Below are 22,602 nucleotides of genomic sequence, written 5' to 3' on the forward strand. Positions count from 1 at the left end.
CCAATTGAGATACGCCGGTATCTCATTGAATAATGCCCTTCCTAACGCAAGGATGCGTGACCGATGCCCGCCACCTCCGCCGTGCCGCCGGCCACCCGTTTGGATCCCAAAACCGACCAATACGGCAGCTATATCTCACAGGATGCCGGAATTGTGATTGGCTGTTGTTCCCGCAGTGGCTCGTCGCTGTTTCGCGTAATGCTCGACAGCCATCCGAAATTTGCCGTCGGCCAAGGTTCGCGAATTTTTGTAGAGACGCCTGATCCGCAGCGGCTGGTCAATAACTTTGGCGTCACGCGGGAGTACGTCGACGAATTGTTGGCGACCTCGCAGGATCAAGCGCACTTCATCGAACGGTTCATGCGCGGATTGGCGCAGCGAGAGGACAAACCGATTTGGGGTGATAAAGCGCCGCCGAACATTTATTACATCCCCTACATCTTCGAGCACTTCCCCAACGCGCGATTCATCCACATTATCCGCGACGGTCGCGACGTGGTTTGCTCCTTGCGGACGCACCCGAAATTCAAATACGAAAACGGCCGCACGATCGAACTCGACACCTGGAAACCGATCGAAAACTGCATTACTTCTTGGGTCAACTACACCCGCAAAGGCCTCGCTGCCCGCGGCCAAGCAGGTTACTACGAAGTGCACTACGAAGACCTAGTGCAACAGCCCGAACAAACCATGCGCAAGGTCGTGGAGTTCCTCGGCGAAGAATGGGACGACCGCGTATTGCGCTATCACGAGCTGGAAAGCACGACCCGCGATTTCACAGCCATGCCAGTCTCCGCCGACGCCGTCGAACCAATCTCCCACAAAGCCCTGGCCCGCTGGCAGCGCGACATGACCGACGAAGACAAACAAATTTTCAAAGACAAAGCAGGCGATTTGTTGATCGAACTGGGCTATGCGACGGATAACGATTGGTAGGTTTTTTAGCCACGGATTCACACGGATGAAACACGGAAATAAAAAGACCGTGTCCTCCGCAGCCTGTGGCAAAAACCAAATTCTATCTATTGGCGAACAGTGCTGTGTTTCATGCCATTCAAGCACCTATTTTCCTTTTTGTTGTCATCCGTGTCCCATCCGTGTTAATCCGTGGCTAAGACTTTATTTTTCTAAACAAAGGGTCGGTGACGCCGTGTTTTCTCCACTGTTGAATCGTCTGAAATCCGCTACGTCGTTGCTGACGGGCAATCGAACGCAGAAGCAGCACCCGCACTTTGTTGTAATCACTATCGACAACGAAGCGCGTCGCGAACGGAGTCCCGAAGCGCCGGTGGATCGGTTGTTTTGGGGGCGTTATCAAGGCCGCGAATATGGCATTCCGATGATCATGGACATGGCGGATGCGTTTGGTTTTCCCGCTATCTTTTTCACGGACACTTTGACAGTACGGTCCTATGGCAAGGAGCCGATTCGGGAAGTTTGTCAGGAAGTCTTGCGCCGTGGTCACGACTGCGCGCTGCACTCGCATCCGGAGTTGCACATTCCCGACTATCAAGACCGCTTCGATTATTATTGGACGGACGAAGGGGTGCGGAGTTGGTTGGGAGAGGCGTCGGACTACTTGGCGGAGTTCACCGGCCAGCCGACACGCGCCTATCGCGCCGGCGGTTATCGCGTTTCGCCGGCGTCGTTTCGTGCGATGCGGGACATCGGGATCGAAGCCGATTTTTCATCGCTGCTGGGGCACAAGCAGTGCATGATCGATGCATCGTACTGCAACAATGCGGTCCGCAAATATGACGGCGTCTACGAGGTTCCAGTCTCGGTGTATCACGACGTCAAAGGAACGCCGCGAAAGTTAGACGTCAATTGGCGAACACCGGAAACGTTTCGTTGGCACCTACAGGAAGCGATGGCGGCGGGTGTGTTGTGCACAACGATCTTCCTGCATTCCTGGTCCTTCCTGAAATTCGACGCCACGTGGCTCGAGGCTACCGAAGCGGTGGGTGTGGACGAAGAGGCGATCGCAAATTTCCAAGGCATGTTGGAAGTCGTCAGCGAAACGCCCGGCACGCAAGTCGTCTCGTCGCTGGAGTTGATCGACTACCTAAAGGCGAACCCCGACGCTCTGAATGCCCCCGACACCATCCCCGCCATCCGTCCCGCCGCTGCATAGCACACCAGGGGTGTCAGTGAGCATCGCGACGCAGCTTTCGTTGCAGACTGGCCGTTTTACAAATCGGGAAAACGGATCTGCCATTCCGTTGCCCTTCCCCGATGAACCGTCGGTGCTACAAGGGATATGGCCGTTGGGGTGGTACGGAGAATCGCTCGTTATGTTAAACCCCTCACCCCGGCCCTCTCCCAGAGGGAGAGGGAGTTTGATAGTTAGGGTGCGTTGCGACTCATTCTATTTTCGGCGGCGTTGGCGTTTTCTGAGTGGCCAGTGTTCCGATTCGCTGCGTGCGCTGGTGAGGTAATCTTCGAGCTCTGCCACCAATTCGGGATGTGCGTCGGCGATGTTGTTGGTTTCGCCCAGATCCGTTTCGAGGTTATACAATTCGAGCGGCAATTCGGGTGATAGTCGCACGGCTTTGTATTTGCCGCGGCGGACCGCTTGTTTGCTGCCCCGTTCGTGGAACTCCCAATACATCTCGCCGTGCTGCTGTTGTGGATGTCCGGCACGATCTTCGCCGACCAGTGTGGGCACTACGGAAAGGCCGTCGAGCCCTTGTGGTGCAGCGGCGCCGGCTAGTTCGGCGGCTGTCGGCAGAAAATCCCAAAACGCCCAGGGCAAATCACTCACAGTCCCGGCTTCGATCACTCCCGGCCAGCGGGCGATCATTGGTACGCGAATTCCGCCCTCGTAAAGATCCCGTTTGAAGCCGCGGAGCGGACCGGAACTATTGAAGAATTCGAGCTTCGAGCCACCTTCCTGTTGTGCACCGTTGTCGCTGGTGAAAAACACGAGCGTGTTCTCATCGAGACCGAGTTTGCGAATTTTATCCATGATGCGTCCCACGTCGCGATCCAGCATATGGATCATCATCGCCCGCCCTTTTTCAGGGTTGGGCCAGTCTTCATTCGCATACGGACCGTAGTTGGGGACCTCCATGCCATCACCGGTCGCGCGCCGTAACTCGTTGTTCACGTGCGGCAATGTGAACGGGACATACAGAAAAAACGGTTTGTCCCCGACGCCTTCAAGGAACCCCAGTGCGCGATCCGTGACGATGTCGTGCGAATAAATCGCCTTTTTGCTGGCGACACCTTTCTCGGCGACATTTCCGACCAAAGGAAATTGTTGTTCGTTGTCCCACAAGTATTCGGGATAATAGTTATGTGCGTTGCCTTGGTTCAGATAGCCGAACCAATGCTCAAATCCTTGACGAGTGGGCAGGCCTGTGGTTCCCGGTTCGCCCAAACCCCATTTGCCAAACATGCCGGTGACGTATCCCGCATCGCGGAGCACTTCGGCGACGGTGACATCGTCGGGGAGCAACGGCACGCGTTGATTTCCGCGGACGCGGCAATGCCCCGTATGTAGGCCGGTCATCAACACACAGCGTGAAGGAGCACAGACAGTGCTGCCGGCATAGACATCAGTAAATTTCAACCCTTCGGCGGCCAAACGGTCGATGTTCGGCGTCCGCAGAATTTGCTGCCCATAACAACTCAATTCGCCATAACCAAGATCGTCCGCCATGATGAAGACAATGTTCGGCTTCTTCGGCAACGACTCCGCTGCAATGCTGATTGTGGAGAGCAAGGGGACAATTGCGATGGCCAATACAAATAAACGACGGAGCATAGCAGAGTCCTCGTGCCCAACGGCGCGGCAGTTTGGTGAAATGAACTTGGCGGTTTAATTGGCGTGCTTATCGACGGTCCTAACGGCTATTTCTCGGAATCAATAGCGGCCTCTGCGCGTTGTTTCCAAAGTCGGCTTTGGACTTGATGGCCATCATACGCCGGATCGGATTCCGGTGTGGCAGCCAGGGTTTCGGCGGCGGCGGCGTAGTCTCCTTGGGCGGCCTGTCCGAGGGCAATCCCGTATCGGCTTGCGGTGGTCCAACTCCCCGCAGGATAGCTCTTCAAATACAGCTCAAACGTATTCTTCGAAGCGGGGATTTTATCCAACTCGAACTGGCAAAGCCCCACCCAATAGGAAGCGTCGTTCGCGGCACTCCGATATTGGCGAATTTTAGTTGCGTGGTATTGCTCCAATCCCTTTAATGTTGCCTCTTTTACAGCCGCAGGCCGATTCTCGAAATCTGCGAACCTTTTGGTATTTTCCAATTTCCGTATCTTTTCCGCCTGGTCTCCTTCGTCAAAACCAACTCCTGCGGATTCTTGCGGAAACAGCTGGGGGACCACTTGACCACTTTGCAGTTTTTGAAAGTCGCGATTGGTCTTGCCGATTTGGACGTACAATTTGATCGCCGCCTCATAATCCCCCGTCAGCTGCAGCAACCGAGCAGCGAATTGACTGGAGGACGTGAACCCATCTTGGCGAGAGAAATCATCACCTTCCTCCTGCCAACCCGCTTTCCATGAATCTTTGACAGTCCGTAGAGCGTCCTGCTGAGAAAGTGACATCGATGCGTGGCCGGCCAATTGGCTTTCGGGATAATCCCACACGGAGACCGACTCTCGATCCCACACATCCCCACCGGCTTGAACAACACGATTGATGAGCCCCGGCTGATCGGCATCATCCTGCAGTCCGTCGTACAACCGGACGCGATCGTTACCGATGAATGCCTTTTCTAATGCTCGCATCCGTAACGCCCAATAGGCGGAATCACCGATCAACATCACGCGTGCCGTTTTGAGCTGTTCCGCTGTGAGGGGATAGGGACGATCTTCGCTGACAGAGAGTGCGGACAACAACTCAGGCTCGGCGAGCACTTCCCTCAATGTGGCGGTACCGTTTCCATCGGCAGCTGGAATCGCCAGTCCCAGTCGCGGATCGTACAAATACACCTTGCCATCCAACAACACGCCCACGAGAAACGGTTGCGTCGCCGCATCGTCCCCATCCGCCGTTGTCAGCACCACGCTATCGATATCAAGTTGCCTCAACAACGAACCAAATGCCCAGGCGCGATCGGCGGCGGTCGCATGACCAGACATCCAGATTTCTTGTAGCGTGAGTGGCAAGTCACTGGGGTGGCGATCCGCCAACGTCAAATTGCGGACCACAAATTTGAACAGAGCATTCGCTTGCTCAAGTTCCGTCTCGCCACTGCCGGAGGCAACATAAGCCAGATCCCGCGACAACAAAGCATCCCACATGTGGAGGCCATCGCGCGTGGTGAATTCCTGACCGGCGGCGAAGTTTCGTTCTGCTTCGGTGAGCAATCCGCTCCAAGAATTGCTCGCGGCCTCAGTGATTTCACCCATTTCTTCCGTGGAAAGCACAAAGGCTTGATTGATCAACGAGATGGCCGACTCGGGATCGGTGCTGATTCCTAAACTCTCGACGTCTAATTGCGAAACGGCGCTAAACAACAATTCATTGGTGACTTCGTTTTCGCCGTCACCGGTCGCTGCCGACGTATTCGATCCCGGCGTAGCCTGCTTGCCACCACCGCAGCCAAGCACACACAATCCGGCCAGTAGCAGTGCGACAACATGAAATGGGCGGCGGGTAGTGTGCACCGTTTTTTCTCCGGAAACGACGTCGTAATCAACCATTGAAGTGACCATACATTGAGAATGACAGATAAAGAGACAACGATCAATGAAGAACAACCCGCACCACATCGAGGGGTTAAGATTTGAGCGGCGGATTGGCCGTGACGACCTCACGAATGCGCAATAGCGGGCCGAGAAATTGGGAGACTTCGCTCAGAGGAACCATGTTCGGTCCGTCGCTGAGCGCTCGATCAGGATCGGGATGTGTTTCGAAAAAGAGACCGTCACAGCCAGCGGCCACAGCAGCGCGGGCCAGGGGTGGAACCATTTCCCGCTGTCCACCCGTCGTACTTCCTCCCGGTAATTGCACGCTGTGCGTCGCATCATAAATCACCGGCGTTCCCAGTGATTGCATAATCGGAACCGACCGCATGTCGTTCACCAACCGGCCATAGCCAAACGTCGTTCCCCGCTCGGTCAGCATAATACGACCATTGCCGGCCGCCTCACATTTCTTAACAGCGTGGAGCATGTCCTCGGGGGCTACGAATTGGGGTTTCTTGATATTCACAACGCCGCCGTGGCGAGCAGTGGCTTGTGCCGCGGCGACGACTAAGTCGGTTTGGCGCGCCAAAAATGCGGGGATTTGTAGAATCGCGCATACTTCGGCAGCCGGCTCCGCTTGTTGGGCCGTATGAATGTCGGTCGTGACGGGCAGTCCGGTCGTGGCGGCGATGCGGGACAAGATCGCCAAGCCTTCCTCCAAACCGGGCCCGCGAAAACTTTCGAGACTGGTGCGGTTGGCTTTGTCAAAGCTCGCTTTGAAGATCAGCGGAATATTCAGTTCCGCGGCGATTTCCGCTAAACGGACAGCGATCGCCAAGGTTGACTCTTCCGACTCAATCACGCAAGGACCGGCGATGAACACCAACGGATTGTCTCCGCCGCAAGTGTAGTTGCCGATAGTAACCGGATTCTCCGGCATGGGTCGTTCCTGTTTCGTAGCAATGATTTTTAGTCGTGACTTTCGTCATGCTCGGAGGGAGCCATGAATTGAGCTGCCGCAGGCAAGACGCGAATATCCACCGGGGTCATTCCGGCTGGATCACCGTCGATTTGTACCGGAACTGCGACGTCGGATTCCACATGAATCCGCGTTGCCCGCACTGTGCGTATGTCCGCCAACGACTCATGTGTACCTCGCATTACCTTATAAAAGTACCGCAACATTTGGAACGTCGAGCCACGCTCAAAAAATAGCACCTCCAGCTTTCCATCGTCGTCACGAGCCGACTGAGCCGGTTGGATTCCTAAGGCATACGCATTGATGTTAACAACCATTACCAGTTTCGCCGTATACGTTTGCGGATCGTCGTCGAGTCGGATTCGCAAATCGGGATATTGGTAACTACGTAAAGAATCCCAAATTGGTTTGAGATAACTTGCCCGCCGAACGTGCCCCGTACGAATTGCGTCCAGCCGATGCACCACATCCGCGTCGAAACCGATGCTGGCCATCAAGGAAAAACGCCGCTCGCCCACGCTGGCCAAGTCCACAATGCGCACATGACCGGCGGCGATAATCTCCCCGACGGAGCGTCCGCAGCGAGGGATTCCCAGGTAGCGGGCCAGCAAATTCTCGGTGCCCAGCGGTAAAATCGAGATCGGACACCCGGGATATCGATGCAGAACGTCGCCCACCGTCCCATCCCCGCCAGCCGCGACGATGCACCGCAAACGGCTTTTTAGCTTCGGGTTTGTCAAAACACGGCTAAGGCGGTCGCGGTTTTTAAACAGCAGTGGCCGCAGCCCCTGTTCGCGCAATGAGTCAACAAGCAGACCGACCTGTTCGCGCTGGGCGCCGGACCCCGCTTTGGGATTTGCCTGAATCGCCACCCACTCAGCGGCCGTTTTGCGTGTTTGTGGCATGAGACGATTCGTTTAGGGGGGGAAGGGACTGTGCAATCGATATTTTCCCACCCAGCGATGCCGGGTTGTGATGGGAAAACGTAGGAATCGCCTGCCTGATTTTGGAACTTGTCGGCAGGGTCATTTCCTATTCACCCTATTGGACGATGTTCCTCGCGCAATGTCACGCGCTCTACGGCCGCGTGGTCAATATTCACGCCCAATCCTGCCCCGATGAGCGCCGGGGCGCGGCCCCCGCTTTTGAAAGTCAGGTCTTCGACAGTCAGCCGTTCCTTGACGAGGTGGCGGTCGTAACTCCCTTCGACCCAACGAATACCGCCAATTGAAGCCGCAAAATGCCTTCCGGCAGCGGAGAGGATTCCGGTTTCTCCCACTTGGCATCCCAATTGATACCCCAGCCCCGCGTTGTGGGCCAACGCCGCCAATTTTATGGAGTTGATATAACCGCCACACTTGGAGAGGCGCAGGTTGAACAGATCGCAGGTGCCCCGTTCGATAGCGCGGTGTCCGTCGTCTAAACCGCACAGCGATTCGTCCAACATGATCGGCACATCGATTCGTGGGCGGATCTCAGCCAGACCGTCGACGGCGGCGTGTGGGACGGGTTGCTCGACACTGCTAATACCATACGGCAACAACGGTCGTAGTTTGTCCTCTAGATTTTCACAGGTCCAGGCTTCGTTGGCATCGATTCGTAGATCGCGGTCCGGTCCAAACACGCGCCGCATCAAGGCGACGGCAGCCGGGTCGTTGGCTCCGTCCATGCCGACTTTCAATTTGATGTCGGGAAAACCGTACAGGCGCATGGCGGCCGCCCGAATTGTTTTTTTAATCCCCCCCATCGCGGTGATCACGCCGCTATAGCGGACCTCGTCGCGCGCTTCGCGGATCGGCATCGCTTCGGGAACCAGCGCAGTAACTTTCGACAATGGAGTCTCCGTCGCGCGGCCGACTGCGTCGAGGATGCTCAACTCGACCGCGCAGCGGACCGAATGCCCGAAGCAATCGCGTTGCCCGCTGGCGGAGCTGCCGGCCAATTTCATCCGCTCGCAGAGTGGAACCACGTCGGCGAGGCTGTCGAAATCATCCGCGAGTTGCGACCGCCAGTCCGTCTCCGAGAATTGGCTCAGGGCTGTTTCGATCGTTTCGCCGGTGACATAGGGGCGCGGTAGTCCTTCGCCCCAACCGATACTGCCGTCATCGAGACGGCAGCTGACGACGAGCGTGTCGTTTTCGCTACGAACGTGCGAGGCGTGTTCGATCTTCTTTTTCAGCGGAATGCGAACGTGACGGGCGATCAATTCAACAATGCGCATGACGAAAATCGGTCCCGTGCTCTGCAACCGCCTACTTGACCGGCTGAGGCTGGCAATAGCTTAAAGCCAACAGCGAATAAGCGGTCGCCAGATTCGGGTCCCCTTCGTACCACCGCGGCGTGGAATTCAACCAACTCCCGTTTTCGAGTTGCCGTTGCATCAATATCTCGGCCAACTCCTTACGCCAATCATGCTTGCCGCCATCTTTGTCTTCCAGCATCTGCAGATCTAGAACGTCAAGCGTCTTGGCGAACGTGTGGTAGTAATAGTACACGCCCATTTGTTTCATGCCGGGGTTTTCGGAGACCGTATAGTGGTCTGTAATCCATTGCAGCGCGGCTTTGACGCGTTTGTCTTCCGCATCCAACCCGGCGTACACCATGCTCTTGAGCCCGGCGTAGGTCATGCTGCCGTAAGAACGCAGTCCCCCGTTGGGATCGACGCCCGCTTGCGAACTGCCACCGGCGGCAATTGTGTAATAAAAACCGCCGTCATTGACCTTCGATGCAAACTTCGTTGTGTTGTATTGCGACTCCAGATTCTGGCACCGCGAAACAAACAGCAACGCTTTTTGGATGTTGGGATCATCTTCGCCGGCGCCAGTGGTTTTTAATGCTTCCATAAAAAACTGCGTGTTCGATAGGTCCGGCCGTTCGTGGCTGCCGTAACCGGCGCCACCAAAGCCATCGTCCGATTTCGTTAAGCCTTCGTCTTCGTCCCATTGCAGACCGCGGAGGAATTTTGCGGCTCCGGCCAACGTCTTGTCATAGCGTCCATCGGCATTGGCTGCATCAAATGCTAATACGCAGATGCTGGTTTCATAATTGCGGTGGTTCGACTGATCGAAATAGATTCCGCCATCCTTTTGAATGAAACCTTCCAAATTTTTCAGTGCTTTGGCGACCATCGGATCATCGGCCGGCACGTCGCTGCGTAATAGCGACGTTGTGACCATTGCAGTAATGCCTGTTGCCATCGGCGAGGTCCAACTGCCATCATTTGCCTGACTGGCGCGGAGGAATTCCGCGGCCTGTGCGCGTGATTTTTTCAGTGCGTCGAGTTGGGGGCCGACCATTTTGGCAGCAGGACCCTCCTCGGCGGCGACGGCGGTTGCCATCGTGACAAATGGTACCAACAAAACAGCGCAGGCGACCAAAACGGCTGAAACGTATGTGTTGAGCTTCACAATCGGCCTCATTTTCTTGACTGAGCGACTTGATAGCGAAAATCACATCCCCTTGAACGCGATTAGGAAATCACGGCCAGGATGTCTGATTCATTCATGATCAATAGCTCTTGCCCGTCGACGGAAACCTCCGTACCGGCATAGCTGGAAAACATCACACGGTCTCCTTCGCTGACCTGCGGGTCGGCGCGGCTCCCATTTTTCAATAGAACTCCGTCTCCCACACTGAGAATGCGGCCCTCCGCCGGTTTCTGTTGCGCACTGTCCGGCAAAACGATACCACCGCTGGTGATTGCTTCGGCATCCAACCGTTTGACAACCACCTTGTCTCCCAAGGGAACAACCTTCATACGAATATTTCTCCTCGAACGAACTCTTTAAAGTTCGCGGCCATGAGTAACTCGGCTCTGCGTCGATTCCAGTCGTTGATTCCGAGCCACGTGTATATGTTTAACTGTAATGGTCCATACGTCTCAAGGCTAGCCCCTACCTGAGTTGAGTCAGCAGAATACCGTCAGCCCAACCCAACCGGCACGCCGGGAATCGCCGCAACCGCATATCATGAAAACTGTTGCGAATCACGTCCCAATCGACGAATTCCAGGTGTTTCTAATCCCACTGGACAGGATGAATCACTCCCACCGCCAACAATCCTCCCAGGACGATGCCAAAAATCAACAGTCCCCGCAACACCCAGGCTCCCCCTGTCTCGCCAAAACGACGGATCAAGCGTTGCCCTTTGGGAGTCTGCTCCAAGAACCAGCGGTGGTGATATAAGCCGGCAGCGCAACTCAACACGATCGCCGTTCCCATAAAAATCTGGTCGTTCGGGGGCATCGTTGTTATTGGTCGTTACGTTTGAGAATTTGGATGCGACGCCGAATGATCGCGATAGTGCCTGCGGGACCCGCATTTGTATTATGAGCGTTATTTGGCCGGCGGTTGGGCAACCGGATAGGTCCGTAGCCAATGTAACAAGACTTTGGCAACCTTCGCCAGGCTCTTACCGGAGCAGGAGTTGGGAACGTCCCGCGTGGTATGCCAATATGGGTAATCGAAGTCGATGATGTCGCACGTCGGGATTTTGGCGATTTCGTTCAGCGGGAGATGATCGTCGCGAACCTCGTGTTTGGCACGGGGCACAAATTCGTCGACTCCCACCTGCTCCGCTGACTTCCAGATGCTTTTTGTCACGTTTGGGGCATATTTGAGGCTATTCTTCTCGACATAAATACGCAGATTCCGATCGGCCACCATGTCGACCAAAACTCCTGCGGTATAACGCTCTTCGACGGGATGGTCGCGATAGTTTTCGGCGAAGTACGTCGATCCCAGAAAGTATTCACCGCGATTTCCGTAGACCAATTCCTCGCCGTCGAAAATCACGAAATCGACACCGCATGTCGCGGGGAGATTTTTCATGTGATGTGCTAATTCCATGAACAACGCCACTCCACTGGCGCCATCGTTTGCACCCAAAAACACTCCTTGCTGACGTTGATTGGCATCACGATCACGATCCGGCAGCGGGCGGGTATCGTAATGACACCCCAAGAGCACGCGTTCTTTGACCTGCGGATTCCAGGAGATGATGATGTTATTCATCCGCACGGGATTGCCGGTCAGCGGATGCCGGACATCAAACGGCTGATACTTCACCTCGCAATCGAATGCGGCAAAGTGTTTGCCAATCAACTGCTGTTGCCGCATCATGCCCCGCGAGCCGCTGATCCGTGGACCGATGCGGCAGATTTGCGCGAGATACCCAAAGGCCCGTTTGGCATCCGGATGCGCCCCCTCTGCCGCTCGGACTGGAGCGCAGAATGTCCCGACCAGGATCGCCGCAATAATAACGGCTACAATCCTGGTTGCTCGGCAATTCCAATGAGCACAATTCATGAGTACCAACGGCTCCTGGTAAAATGGGTAACGGCGGCGCATTTATCAAATGTAGAGTCCCTTTCGCCCAACGGCAAGCAAGGTCAATCCAATGCCGCTCTGACCGGTCAGGACACGATCATTGTACGCGAACAATCAACGAAACCGCTCAGTTGCGTGTCGTTTTTTGTGATTTTCCCGTCTGGTGCGCCCGGTCAGCCTTTTTTGTTCGGTTTTCCCGGCTCAACAACGAGCACATTGGAGGAAAGTTCTTCGACGACTTGTTCTTCCAGGCCATCTTCCTCGCGGCGCATGCGGCGCATTTTCGAAGGTTTCGTCCCTTTGGGGAGCTTGCCGAGATTGCAGACCGGCTCACCGGGACTTGTGGCGGGTAAGGTGGTCATTCCGATGACCACGGAGTCGAACGGCGCATGGAGCATGCTCCGCTCGCGGCCCAACAGTGTCGTATTCGTTGCCAACGGTTGGCCTTCGGCGATGATGTCGCCCGGTTTCACGTGGAATTGTAAAAAGCCGCCGCGTTCAGCCCGGATCCATTTGGATTTCTCTACAATTACTTGGTAATCGGGACTGACGGGTTCGCCGTCGATCATTTCCAAATTGTGCAACACGTTTTTGATGCCCCGAACTGCAGACTCAACGATTCCCGGTTCGACCTTCCAGACCTCCCCACCTTCCATGATGATCGAGGGGCAACCAGCCAGGCAGGCTTCGCGGCGAAATGCCCCTGGTGGTCCAACGCCATTCATAATGATTTCCGAACCGAATGCCACAGCCAGCCGCCGCACTTCAGGATCGGACAAATCGCCCCGCACGTTGGGATAGTTGGTGCGGCGGACGGACGCAGTATGCAGGTCGATTCCGTAATCGCAACGGGAGACGATTTCCTCGAAAATCGTGCGGGCCATGCGCCCGGCAAGGCTGCCCGATTCGCTGCCGGGAAAGGAACGATTCAAGTCACGACGGTCGGGAAGATACCGGGAATGCCGGTCGAAGGCGAGCAAGTTCAAGACCGGCACGAAAATTATAGAGCCGCGAAGCAGTTCGAAATCGGGATCTTGGATCAATTGCCGAACGGCCCCTGTGCCGTTGATTTCATCGCCATGCAGCGCCGCTGTGACAAACACCACCGGACCGTCTTGTTTGGCGCGGCGAATGTGAATTGGAATCCGGACGGACATGCTGCTGTAGCTTTCGCTAACAGTCAGCTTGACGTCGCGGGAGGCGCCGAAGGGAATGGACTCGCCGTTCCAATCGTCAATTGGCTTTCGAACACGGGGTTTCTTCATATCGGCATTAATCTTTTTCTGCCTTCGTGGATGTGGTTTCGACTCCATCCGCTGCGCCCTGTACTTCTTCGGCAACCGGAAGTTCTGGTAACACGCGCACCTTCTGCCGACGTTTGCGGTTTGTCTTGCGCGGAATGAGGTCGCGCATCAACTCCAACTTGCCAAAGCACAACAACCGGTCACCCGCTTCTAAACAGCGATCGGAGCGCGGGTTGGGGATGACAGTCGTGCCCCGATGAAGCGTGAGTACATTGATATCCTTATCGCGCAGTCCCGATTCGCTTACCGTTTTTCCAATGTAATCCGACCCTTCGGGAACGTGAATTTCAGTCACGCCATACCCGCGACTGACCGTCAGTCGCTGTCGTAGATCGATCTCGGGAAAATCTACTTGGGCGGCGATGTAATCAATGATGGCTCCGGCGATATCCAGCTGCGTACAGCGTTCGATGCCTTCTAAACCGGGGGACGAATTGACCTCCATGATCTGCGGTCCATTCTTGCCTTCCAGCATATCGACACCGGCGACGCGGAGTCCCAAGATCTGAGCGGCCCGCACGGCGGTTTCGCAATAGGTCTCATCGAGTTGCACCGACTCGGTGACCCCACCACGATGGACGTTGCTGCGAAATTCCTGCCCTTGCGCGACGCGGCGCATCGCTGCGACAACCCGGTCGCCCACGACAAACGCGCGAATGTCGCGGCCTTTGCTTTCGGCGACGAACTTTTGCACCAACACATTTTGTCGTTGGCTTTGCAGCAGTTCGATAATCGCTTCGGCCGACTTGACGGTTTCAGCCAGCAGCACGCCGATCCCCTGTGTTCCCTCCAACAGTTTGATGACCACCGGCGCGCCGCCGATTCGTTCAATGGCCGGCAGCACGTCCTTCTTATCGCGCACAAACGTCGTTTGCGGCATGCCGATATGATGCCGACTCAGGATTTGCATGCTGCGCAATTTGTCGCGAGAGTTGGAAATCCCGGCCGACGAATTCGCGCTAAAGATGTCCATCTGTTCGAATTGCCGGACGACCGCCGTGCCGAAATATGTAATCGATGCGCCGATCCGTGGTAAGACCGCATCGTAATGCGAAAGCTGTTTTTGCCGAAAAAAGAGATCGGGATCCCCTTCGGCCAAGTCGATGGCAAATTTCGTGGTGTTAAGAACTTTGACTTTATGTCCGCGTTGCTCAGCCGCCTCGCGTAAACGGCGCGTGCTGTAGCATTTCAAATTACAGGAGAGGATCCCGAGTTTCATTTTTTCTCCGATGTCGTGTGGTTCACAGCCGACTGCTGTTTCAATTTCGACTTCGATTTCAGTTTCTTTTTTCGCTTGGGCTGACCGCCGAAGTAGGAGTTGCCCGCATCCACCAGAAAGCGTCGCCGAAATGCTTCACGCCCTAACAACATGCGGAACCCCATTTCATCGCGATTAGCGAGCGTCAATTCCACCGGCCAACGGATGCCCAGTAATTCCACCTGTGTGACAATCATCGGCCGTAGTTGGGCTGCCCCGCTGGAGCTCCGCACTGTGCGATATTCGAGAATCTCCGCGGTTGCTTCTATAGTCCGCTTAGCAGTGCGCTGCAGAGGGTGAATTTTGAAACGGACCCATTTCACACCCTCTTTTTCAAATTCGTGCAAATCAAACGCATGCAAAGAAGACGACCGCGCGCCTGTGTCGACTTTGGCCTTGATCTTTTTGATGCCCAAATCCGGTAGCCCGACCCATTCGCGCCAACCAATGACGCGAAGTTCGGGTTTTGACTGTTTCGCCATACTGACTACCTTGCCAAAATCCAGGTATTGGTTTTGATCGTCCCCGCTTGTAGAGGAAACGGTAGAAGGGGGGGGAAATGCCTAATTCGTTGATCACAAGTTCGTTGATCAGAAGTTCGTATTGGAATTGGGTGCTACTCGCATTGTCCGTGCAGCTTCAAATCGATTCGGCGGTTGCCAAAACAGAGACAATGCCACCGGTGCCCTCGTTACTAATATTTGACGATGTCCTCAGCGGACCAGAACAGAAAGAATGCGGGGCAGGCAACGGTCCATGCAGACATATTTGAACAGCACAACCATCGCCGAGGGAAACCGAAATGTGGCCATTTCCAGTTCATTCGTCGCAAGTTTCTCTCTGCTGTATTTTAACTAGCCTTGGCTTGTTTAGTCTCTTATGGTATTCGGTTTAGCCCGAATTAGCCATCGAATCATGGCATGAGAAAATCGGACCACCGAATCGTGCACCACACATGCTCCCCAGATTTGAAAAACCGACTGACGGTCATCCATGATGGCAGACCGATTGAGCCACACGGTTTTCCCACCAGCAACCATTCAAAGAATGACCCGTGCGCATCACGACTGGCAACTGCGTCCCATCAACCACTCGGTGCCCGGCCGATTGGGCGACCAATCCCCGCAGAACACAGCATTAGGAAGGTCAGCCGCCGATGAAACATCGACATCATAAAAAACCTAAGGCAAAACGGTTCAACCGCGGGTCGTTGCCCGGTGCGGCACCGGGGACAGTCATTACACAAACACCCTGCACCACACAATCCGTTAGCGTGATGGCCTTTGCCAACGGCGACCTCGTCGATGAAACGGTTGATTCATTGGATGGGCTGAAGGAACTATCGGAAACCTATACCGTTACATGGATCAATGTCGATGGACTCGCGAATGTCGAGGTGATCAATCGGATAGGCGAAATGTTCGGTTTGCACAAACTCGCCTTAGAAGACGTCGTCAATGTACATCAGCGCGCCAAAGTCGAGGATTACGACGACCATCTGTTCATCGTGGCCCGCATGGTCCACCTAGCGGAAAAGCTGAAAACCAAGCAGATCAGTATATTCGTCGGCCCCAAGTTCGTGCTCACCTTTCAGGAGGATGAACCTAGCGATTGCCTCGACCCGGTCCGCGACCGCATTCGCAAAACGAGCGGCCGCCTGCGGTATGGCGGCACCGACTATTTGGCTTACGCGCTGCTGGACACGATCATCGACCACTATTTTCCCGTGGTCGAGTCCTACGGCGAACGACTCGACGCCATGGACGATGCGCTGATGAACAGTGACGGGAGTACGTCGATCCATTCGATCCATATGCTGCGAAGTGAACTTCTAGAACTCCGCCGAGCGCTGCGCCCACATCGCGAAGCGGTCAATGCGCTGCTGCGTGACGGGCATTCGCTGATTAAGGACGAATCACGAGTCTACCTGCGCGATTGTTATGATCACACAATCCAGCTGGGCGATGCCATCGACACCTACCGCGAAACCTGTTCCGACCTCCGTGACTTTCACCTGACGGCGATCAGCAACCGCACGAATGAAGTCATGAAGACCTTGACGATCATTGCCACGATTTTCATTCCGCTGGGATTTATCGCCGGGTTTTATGGAATGAACTTTCCCAACATGCCAGCGCTAAATTCTCAATATGGCTATCCGATCGTGGTGGTGGGCATGGGATTGACCGTGGCAACCTTGTTGTTGTGGTTCCACCGCAAAGGTTGGTTCGACTAAGGTGCAATCTGCACCGGTTTGGTATGATCACGCCGAATGCTGAACACAGCGTCGTCCTACCGTGCTGATTTTGCTTTCTCGTGATGGTTGAGACATTGAACACTCTGGATTCGGTTTAACGGAGCATGCCCCTTATGGCCAACGCTGAAACTCACCGCCCCCCCAAACGTCGCCGTTGGTTGCTCAGGCTCGTTTTCGTAGCGCTGCTTGTATCGATTGCGCTGAATTTTTATTTCTACGAGCGCTACAAGTCCTACTTCACCGACGGCAACGACCCGATCGAACACTTTCATTCCGGCAGCAAGGTTGCCACCGACAAAATTGCTGTGATCAAGGTGCAAGGGGTGATCATGGCCCCCAACACGCAACGGATTTTGAGACGTATCCAGCAGGCCAAGGACGACAAGGATGTGAAAGCCGTACTTCTGTCGATCAACAGTCCGGGAGGCGCCGTTGCGGACAGCCATGAAATTTATCATCGTCTCGTCGAGTTACGTGAAACCAAACCGGTCGTGGCACACATGAAGAGCATGGCGGCCTCGGGCGGTCTGTATGTCGCCATGGGGGCCGGAGAACAGGGCAAGATTTTTGCCGAGCCGACCACCTGGACCGGGTCGATCGGGGTGATTATTCCTCGCATGCAAATGATCGGCCTGGCGGAGAAATTGGGCGTGGAATCGACACCGATCAAAACGGGACCATTTAAGGACGCACTCAGCCCGTTTCGTGAATTGACTCCGGCTGAACAGACGGTTTGGAATAACATCATTGACCAGGCGTTCGACCGCTTTATCAATGTGATCGCTGATAACCGCGTGGAACTCAATCTAGAAGCGGTCCGAAAACTGGCAACTGGCGAAGTCTTTACCGCCGACGACGCCCTCAAGAACAAGCTGATTGATAAAATCGGTTACGAAGAAGCCGCGCTGGACGAATTGCTGATCCGCATCGACCGCGAGCCGGACGACGTGCGAGTGATCACCTATGACAACCAAGAGACCTTAGTGGAAATCCTCTTAGGTTCGGCGCAAGCCAGCCATCCCGACGCGCAGTGGCAATTCGCCATGGAATCATCCGTGCCGCGCCCGATGTATTGCTGCTCTTGGCTGTCCGGACTGACCAGCGGACCGTTCGGCCGCAATTAGGGTCGCGCAGGGAGACGTGGTCGCCCCCACTGGAACTCTAGGAGAACCTCAGCCACAATACGCGTGTCAATCATGCAATCGCCGTGGAGCGAATCCTGCTCCACGTATTTCTTCTCCATACAGAAAATGGAACGAGAGTCCCGCTATGCCTGCCCTGGGTGTCAATATCGACCATGTTGCTACTGTCCGCCAAGCCCGCCGCACCATTGAACCCGATCCTGTGTGGGCGGCCGTTTTGGCCGAATTGGGTGGCGCGGACGGCATTACGCTGCATCTACGGGAAGACCGTCGCCACATTCAAGACCGCGACCTGCAGGTGATGCGGCAAACGGTGCAAGTCAAAATGAATCTGGAGATGGCGGCCGAAGAGGAAATGACTGTCATCGCCCTCAGTGTGAAACCGGATCAGGTGACGCTGGTTCCGGAAAAGCGGGAAGAGATCACCACCGAGGGGGGATTGGACGTTGTTGCCAATGCCGCAAAGATCAAAACCTGCGCCGAGCAACTCAAAGCAGCCGGTATCGAAGTCAGTCTGTTCATCGACCCGGATGAACGGCAGATTGAGACGGCAACGTCCTTGCAAGTCGATGCCGTGGAGCTGCATACCGGTCGATACGCCGATGCGGTCAATGCCCTGGCACGCGAACGGGAGTTCGAGCAACTCGTGACGGCCACCAACTTGGGAATTGATCACGACTTGCTCGTGCATATGGGGCATGGATTGACTTATCGCAATGTTAGCCCGATTGCCGAAATCGACGGTGTGAGCGAACTCAACATCGGTCACAGCATTGTGGCCCGCGCGTTGATGGTCGGATTCGAAGAAGCGGTCCGCGAAATGAAGTCGCTCATCACGGTCTAATCATGGCGAGGCGAGCCGCTGCCAACACACGAGAGAGGCGTATCTCTGCGCCCAACAACACGCAGCCCTCGCAACTTTTTCATCTCACAATGCCTATCTCATTAGAAATTTTCGAGATTTTTTTTCGTTGACAGATTGCGCACTCTGCCCATCGAATAGGCGAACTCAGAGTGATCATCACGCGAAATTGCGGTTTGCACGATTCGTTCGCATCAATAATGGTTTTTGCATCGAAAGCGCACAGGACACTAGGCAGTTTGCGAAGGGTTTTATGCGCGCAGCGGTTTTTCATGTATTAACGAAAATCCGGGGCGGGGTTGGGGCGTTGATTCAGTTTTGACATTCATCCCGATAGCTCGGATATGCGAATTGCGCTACGCGCATCGCTTAGAACGAATTGACCACCCTTACCGAGCAGCTGGCAAGTACGTTCGCGATAATAGACCACATGTCCCAACCGGGACAAAGCGCAAATCACCAGCCCGCTCAATTTTCTAACAAGTCACTCCTCATAAGGAGTGGTGCGTGCACGGAGGATCCGATGCCGGACATTCTGCAAAACATCTTCGAAGTTATGTCGCGTGGGAAAGCATTAGCTGCCACGCTTCTCATTGGCGGTATCGGATTCCTCGCCCCCCAAGGCGCCGATGCCGGTGAATTCGCCAACCACTATTACGGCCAAGGTGGCTGTGCTTGTGAAGCGCCCAGTTGCGACAATGGTTGCGACAACGGCTGTGGTTGCGAAGAATCCAACGACCCCTGGAAACTCTTCTCCGAGCCCGTTGGTGGGTTCGATATTGGTGGATGGACCCAATGGGGTTACACCAGCGAATCAACCGGAATGTTCAACGACATCCCGGACCGATTCAACAACCACCAAAGCTGGATCTACGCTGAAAAAGTCGCCGACGGTTCCAACGGTTGGGACTGGGGTGCACGGGCCGACTTGATGTACGGTACCGATTCCTACGACACCCAAGCCTTCGGTAATAATCCCGGTCGGTGGGATTACGAGAATGGCTGGGACCATGGTATCTATGGTTGGGCGATGCCGCAGGCTTACGGTGAAATCGCCAATGGCGACTTGTCAGTGAAATTCGGTCACTTTTTCACGTTGGTCGGTTATGAAGTCGTCCCCGCGACCGGGAACTTCTTCTTCAGCCATGCCTACACCATGTACAACAGTGAACCGTTCACTCACACCGGTGCGTTGGCTACCTACAAAGCCAGCGACGATGTGACCCTGTACGGTGGTTGGACGTTGGGATGGGACACCGGCTTCGATCAATTCGATGGCGGCAGTAGCTTCCTCGGTGGTGCCGCATTGGGACTGACCGACGACGCCACGTTGACCTACATCTTGACGGCTGGCAACATGGGCCAACGTGGTGATGGCTATTCGCACAGTATTGTGTTGGATGTGAATATCACCGAAAAGTGGAACTACGTTCTGCAAAGCGACTTGGTCTCGTTTGACACCGGTGCTGGACAAAATGATGAATACGGTATCAACCAATACCTGTTCTACACCGTCAACGACGAAGTCAAACTTGGTTCGCGGGTGGAATGGTGGAGCTCGGACGCCGGATTCGATCACGGTGGACAATCCCAAGTCGCTGGTGGACAACACTCCTACTACGAAGCCACCTTCGGTGTGAACTACAAACCGATCGCCAACTTGATCGTCCGTCCGGAATACCGCCACGATTGGTTCCCGCACGGTGAGTACACGCAAGACATCTTCGGCGTCGATGCGATCCTGACCTTCTAAGTCAGGTTGGCATTAGCCCAAGTTTGTCAACAACCTGAAAGCGTCTCCCCAGCCGCTCGCCGATTTTTCGGCGAGCGGCTGTTTTTGATATCGCCGTTCGAATTGGCGGACGAGAGCGAGAGCGGCCAGCCGAAGACTAAGAAGCACTCCACTGCTGCTCTCAATGCGCGTACATGCTCAACTCGCGTGCATTCACTGTCGCGCTTCCTTGCACGCATTTGATTGCCGCTGCCTTTTCAGATGTATTATGAGAAACAACAGTGAGCGCAATCACTTTCCTGGCAAAGGATTGCAAGCAAACCGCACAGGAAGCCTTTCGGTTAGGCACGGAAGTTGCAATTCGTTCAAGCCGGCTAGTTGTGGCCACTGCGGGAGTCTCGTATTCGAACGACGTTGTCGTTTCTGAGGCCATACATCATGGCGATTGAGTTTCCAGTAAACCGAGTCCATACGACGTGGCTCATCTGACAAGCGGCGCTGCTCTGAAAATTGCACCTCAGGGAGCGACTTGGCAGTTCAGGCCGATCCAATCTCACTCTCGCGGCTGATTTCCTGTGTGGGGGAAGTGCGCCCCAGTTTCATTCTGCGCTACCGATCCGTACCGTCCGATTAGGCTTTTTTGGAAAGAGGAACCTGTGACATGCGTACTGCAATAACCTTGGCAACCGCCATCTTTCTCTGTGTGGCGATCCCTGCTCGTCCACTCATGGCATTTCAGGATGATGCCGCTCCGGCGGAACCAGCCGCTGCTGCACCCGCTGAAGGCGAGGAAGCTCCTGCAGCTGAAGGGGAGGAAGCCCCCGCGGAAGAAGTCGTCGTCATTTCCAATGATGAACTGTCGTTTGCGGTCGACAATATCGTGCTGTTTTTGTCGGCCGTCTTGGTCATCCTGATGCAGCCTGGATTCGCGATGGTCGAAGCTGGTTTCAATGCAAGTAAGAACACCGTCAATATTCTGTTTAAGAACTTAATGGACCTATGCATCGGTTGTCTGTTATTTTTCTTGGTCGGCTATGGATTGATGTATCCCGGTGAAAGTTATGCCGGGGGCTATTTTGGATTTGCGGGAATTGGCGTTGCCGAGGGCAGTGATCGCGTGACCGCGGCGCCCGGCGCATTGGATCCACAAGTTGACTTTCTGTTCCAAGTTGCGTTTGCTGCAACCGCTGCGACAATCGTCTCCGGTGCTGTTGCTGGTCGTATGAAGTTCTCCGCGTATCTCGTGTACAGTGCCGTTTTGACAGGTTTCATTTATCCCGTCAGTGGTATGTGGAAATGGGGCGGTGGTTGGCTACAAGCCATGGACTTCCAAGATTTTGCGGGCTCGATCGTCGTCCATGCGGTCGGAGGATTTGCAGGATTGGCCGGAGCGTTGGTATTGGGGCCGCGGATCGGCCGCTACACAGCGGAAGGCAAGTCGGTCCCGATGCCGGGTCACAACTTGGCCATCGCAACATTGGGCGTATTCATCCTGTGGGTGGGCTGGTTTGGTTTCAACCCCGGTAGCCAATTGGCATTCACCGGCACCGACAACACAATGGCCACGATGTTAATTGCTCTCAACACCATGCTCGCAGCGGCCGCCGGTGGATTCGCCGCCATGATGCTCAGTTGGGTGATGTTCAAGAAGCCGGACCTATCGATGGCGCTTAACGGTGTATTGGCCGGTTTGGTTGGCATCACGGCCAACTGTGATCGTGTCACCAACGTTGAAAGCATCATTATTGGTGCTATTGCCGGCGTCCTGGTTGTGATGGCCATCATCGCACTCGACAAGTTGAAAATCGATGACCCCGTGGGTGCTTTCCCGGTACATGGTGTTTGTGGAGTTTGGGGCGGCGTCGCCACCGGCATCTTCGGGGCTGACACCAATCTGGTGACACAAATCATCGGTTCGGCCGCGATTCCCGCCTGGGCATTTTTCACGATGCTGCCGTTATTCCTTGGCTTGAAAGCCGTCGGCATGTTGCGTGTCGATGCTGATGAAGAGGTGGCGGGGTTGGACATGGTCGAACACGGCATGGCCGCTTATACCGCCGACCACTAAGCGTTGGGAATTCTTGGCTGAACGATTTGG

Annotated in this window: 19 protein-coding genes; 7 read left to right on the forward strand and 12 right to left on the reverse strand. The window is 55.0% G+C overall.

The window, feature by feature from the left end:
- Positions 1 to 63 precede the first annotated feature (63 nt).
- Together CA54_RS07625 and CA54_RS07630 are read left to right on the forward strand one after the other, a co-directional pair.
- Positions 64 to 936: a sulfotransferase family protein gene (locus CA54_RS07625; RefSeq protein WP_146370209.1), complete on the forward strand. Its 873-nt coding sequence runs from the start codon at positions 64 to 66 to the stop codon at positions 934 to 936.
- Positions 937 to 1,150: 214 nt separating this feature from the next.
- On the forward strand, positions 1,151 to 2,134 hold the full coding sequence (locus CA54_RS07630) for a polysaccharide deacetylase family protein (protein ID WP_197532276.1): 984 nt from the start codon (positions 1,151 to 1,153) through the stop codon (positions 2,132 to 2,134).
- 234 nt (positions 2,135 to 2,368) lie between these two features.
- Here CA54_RS07630 and CA54_RS07635 read toward each other — a convergent pair whose 3' ends face one another.
- The 12 genes from CA54_RS07635 to CA54_RS07690 form a co-directional block, all read right to left on the reverse strand.
- Positions 2,369 to 3,769, reverse strand: a complete 1,401-nt coding sequence (locus tag CA54_RS07635; protein ID WP_146370211.1) for an arylsulfatase — start codon at positions 3,767 to 3,769, stop codon at positions 2,369 to 2,371.
- A gap of 86 nt (positions 3,770 to 3,855) precedes the next feature.
- Positions 3,856 to 5,622 carry a tetratricopeptide repeat protein gene (locus tag CA54_RS07640; RefSeq protein WP_146370212.1) on the reverse strand — a complete coding sequence of 589 codons (1,767 nt, stop codon included), beginning with the start codon at positions 5,620 to 5,622 and terminating at the stop codon, positions 3,856 to 3,858.
- Positions 5,623 to 5,734: 112 nt separating this feature from the next.
- The gene (gene kdsA, locus CA54_RS07645; RefSeq protein ID WP_146370213.1) at positions 5,735 to 6,583 is read right to left on the reverse strand and encodes a 3-deoxy-8-phosphooctulonate synthase; all 849 of its coding nucleotides are present in this window, start codon (positions 6,581 to 6,583) and stop codon (positions 5,735 to 5,737) included.
- A 29-nt stretch (positions 6,584 to 6,612) separates the two neighbouring features.
- Entirely contained in the window at positions 6,613 to 7,527 is a 915-nt protein-coding gene (locus CA54_RS07650; RefSeq protein WP_146370214.1) for a diacylglycerol/lipid kinase family protein, read from the reverse strand.
- A gap of 131 nt (positions 7,528 to 7,658) precedes the next feature.
- Entirely contained in the window at positions 7,659 to 8,843 is a 1,185-nt protein-coding gene (locus tag CA54_RS07655; RefSeq protein WP_146370215.1) for a mandelate racemase/muconate lactonizing enzyme family protein, read from the reverse strand.
- 31 nt (positions 8,844 to 8,874) lie between these two features.
- Positions 8,875 to 10,029, reverse strand: a complete 1,155-nt coding sequence (locus CA54_RS07660) for a prenyltransferase/squalene oxidase repeat-containing protein (RefSeq protein ID WP_231962997.1) — start codon at positions 10,027 to 10,029, stop codon at positions 8,875 to 8,877.
- Positions 10,030 to 10,091: 62 nt separating this feature from the next.
- Positions 10,092 to 10,379 carry a co-chaperone GroES gene (locus CA54_RS07665; RefSeq protein ID WP_146370217.1) on the reverse strand — a complete coding sequence of 96 codons (288 nt, stop codon included), beginning with the start codon at positions 10,377 to 10,379 and terminating at the stop codon, positions 10,092 to 10,094.
- Positions 10,380 to 10,638: 259 nt separating this feature from the next.
- Positions 10,639 to 10,866 (reverse strand): hypothetical protein, encoded by a 228-nt coding sequence (locus tag CA54_RS07670; RefSeq protein WP_146370218.1) that lies wholly within the window; start codon positions 10,864 to 10,866, stop codon positions 10,639 to 10,641.
- Positions 10,867 to 10,956: 90 nt separating this feature from the next.
- Positions 10,957 to 11,928, reverse strand: coding sequence for a M28 family peptidase (locus CA54_RS07675; protein ID WP_146370219.1), 972 nt, complete (start codon positions 11,926 to 11,928; stop codon positions 10,957 to 10,959).
- Between the two features lie 194 nt (positions 11,929 to 12,122).
- On the reverse strand, positions 12,123 to 13,214 hold the full coding sequence (locus CA54_RS07680; protein ID WP_146370220.1) for a succinylglutamate desuccinylase/aspartoacylase family protein: 1,092 nt from the start codon (positions 13,212 to 13,214) through the stop codon (positions 12,123 to 12,125).
- A gap of 7 nt (positions 13,215 to 13,221) precedes the next feature.
- Positions 13,222 to 14,472, reverse strand: coding sequence for a RimK family alpha-L-glutamate ligase (locus CA54_RS07685; protein ID WP_146370221.1), 1,251 nt, complete (start codon positions 14,470 to 14,472; stop codon positions 13,222 to 13,224).
- A complete protein-coding gene (locus CA54_RS07690) occupies positions 14,469 to 14,993 on the reverse strand; it encodes an ATP-dependent zinc protease family protein (protein ID WP_146370222.1) in 525 nt (174 codons plus the stop codon). Before CA54_RS07690 ends, CA54_RS07685 begins: the two co-directional genes overlap by 4 nt.
- A 674-nt stretch (positions 14,994 to 15,667) precedes the next feature.
- Between CA54_RS07690 and corA the strand changes: the two genes are divergently transcribed.
- The 5 genes from corA (at position 15,668) to CA54_RS07715 (ending at position 22,572) form a co-directional block, all read left to right on the forward strand.
- Complete coding sequence (gene corA / locus CA54_RS07695) at positions 15,668 to 16,747, forward strand: magnesium/cobalt transporter CorA (protein WP_146370223.1); 1,080 nt, start codon at positions 15,668 to 15,670, stop codon at positions 16,745 to 16,747.
- 134 nt (positions 16,748 to 16,881) lie between these two features.
- Complete coding sequence (sppA, locus tag CA54_RS07700; protein ID WP_197532277.1) at positions 16,882 to 17,892, forward strand: signal peptide peptidase SppA; 1,011 nt, start codon at positions 16,882 to 16,884, stop codon at positions 17,890 to 17,892.
- Positions 17,893 to 18,037: 145 nt separating this feature from the next.
- Complete coding sequence (locus tag CA54_RS07705) at positions 18,038 to 18,754, forward strand: pyridoxine 5'-phosphate synthase (RefSeq protein ID WP_146370225.1); 717 nt, start codon at positions 18,038 to 18,040, stop codon at positions 18,752 to 18,754.
- 541 nt (positions 18,755 to 19,295) lie between these two features.
- Positions 19,296 to 20,525: an outer membrane beta-barrel protein gene (locus CA54_RS07710; RefSeq protein WP_197532278.1), complete on the forward strand. Its 1,230-nt coding sequence runs from the start codon at positions 19,296 to 19,298 to the stop codon at positions 20,523 to 20,525.
- 706 nt (positions 20,526 to 21,231) lie between these two features.
- Entirely contained in the window at positions 21,232 to 22,572 is a 1,341-nt protein-coding gene (locus tag CA54_RS07715) for an ammonium transporter (RefSeq protein WP_146372315.1), read from the forward strand.
- Positions 22,573 to 22,602 lie beyond the last annotated feature (30 nt).

It is taken from the genome of Symmachiella macrocystis, assembly GCF_007860075.1.
Classification (GTDB): Bacteria; Planctomycetota; Planctomycetia; order Planctomycetales; family Planctomycetaceae; genus Symmachiella; species Symmachiella macrocystis.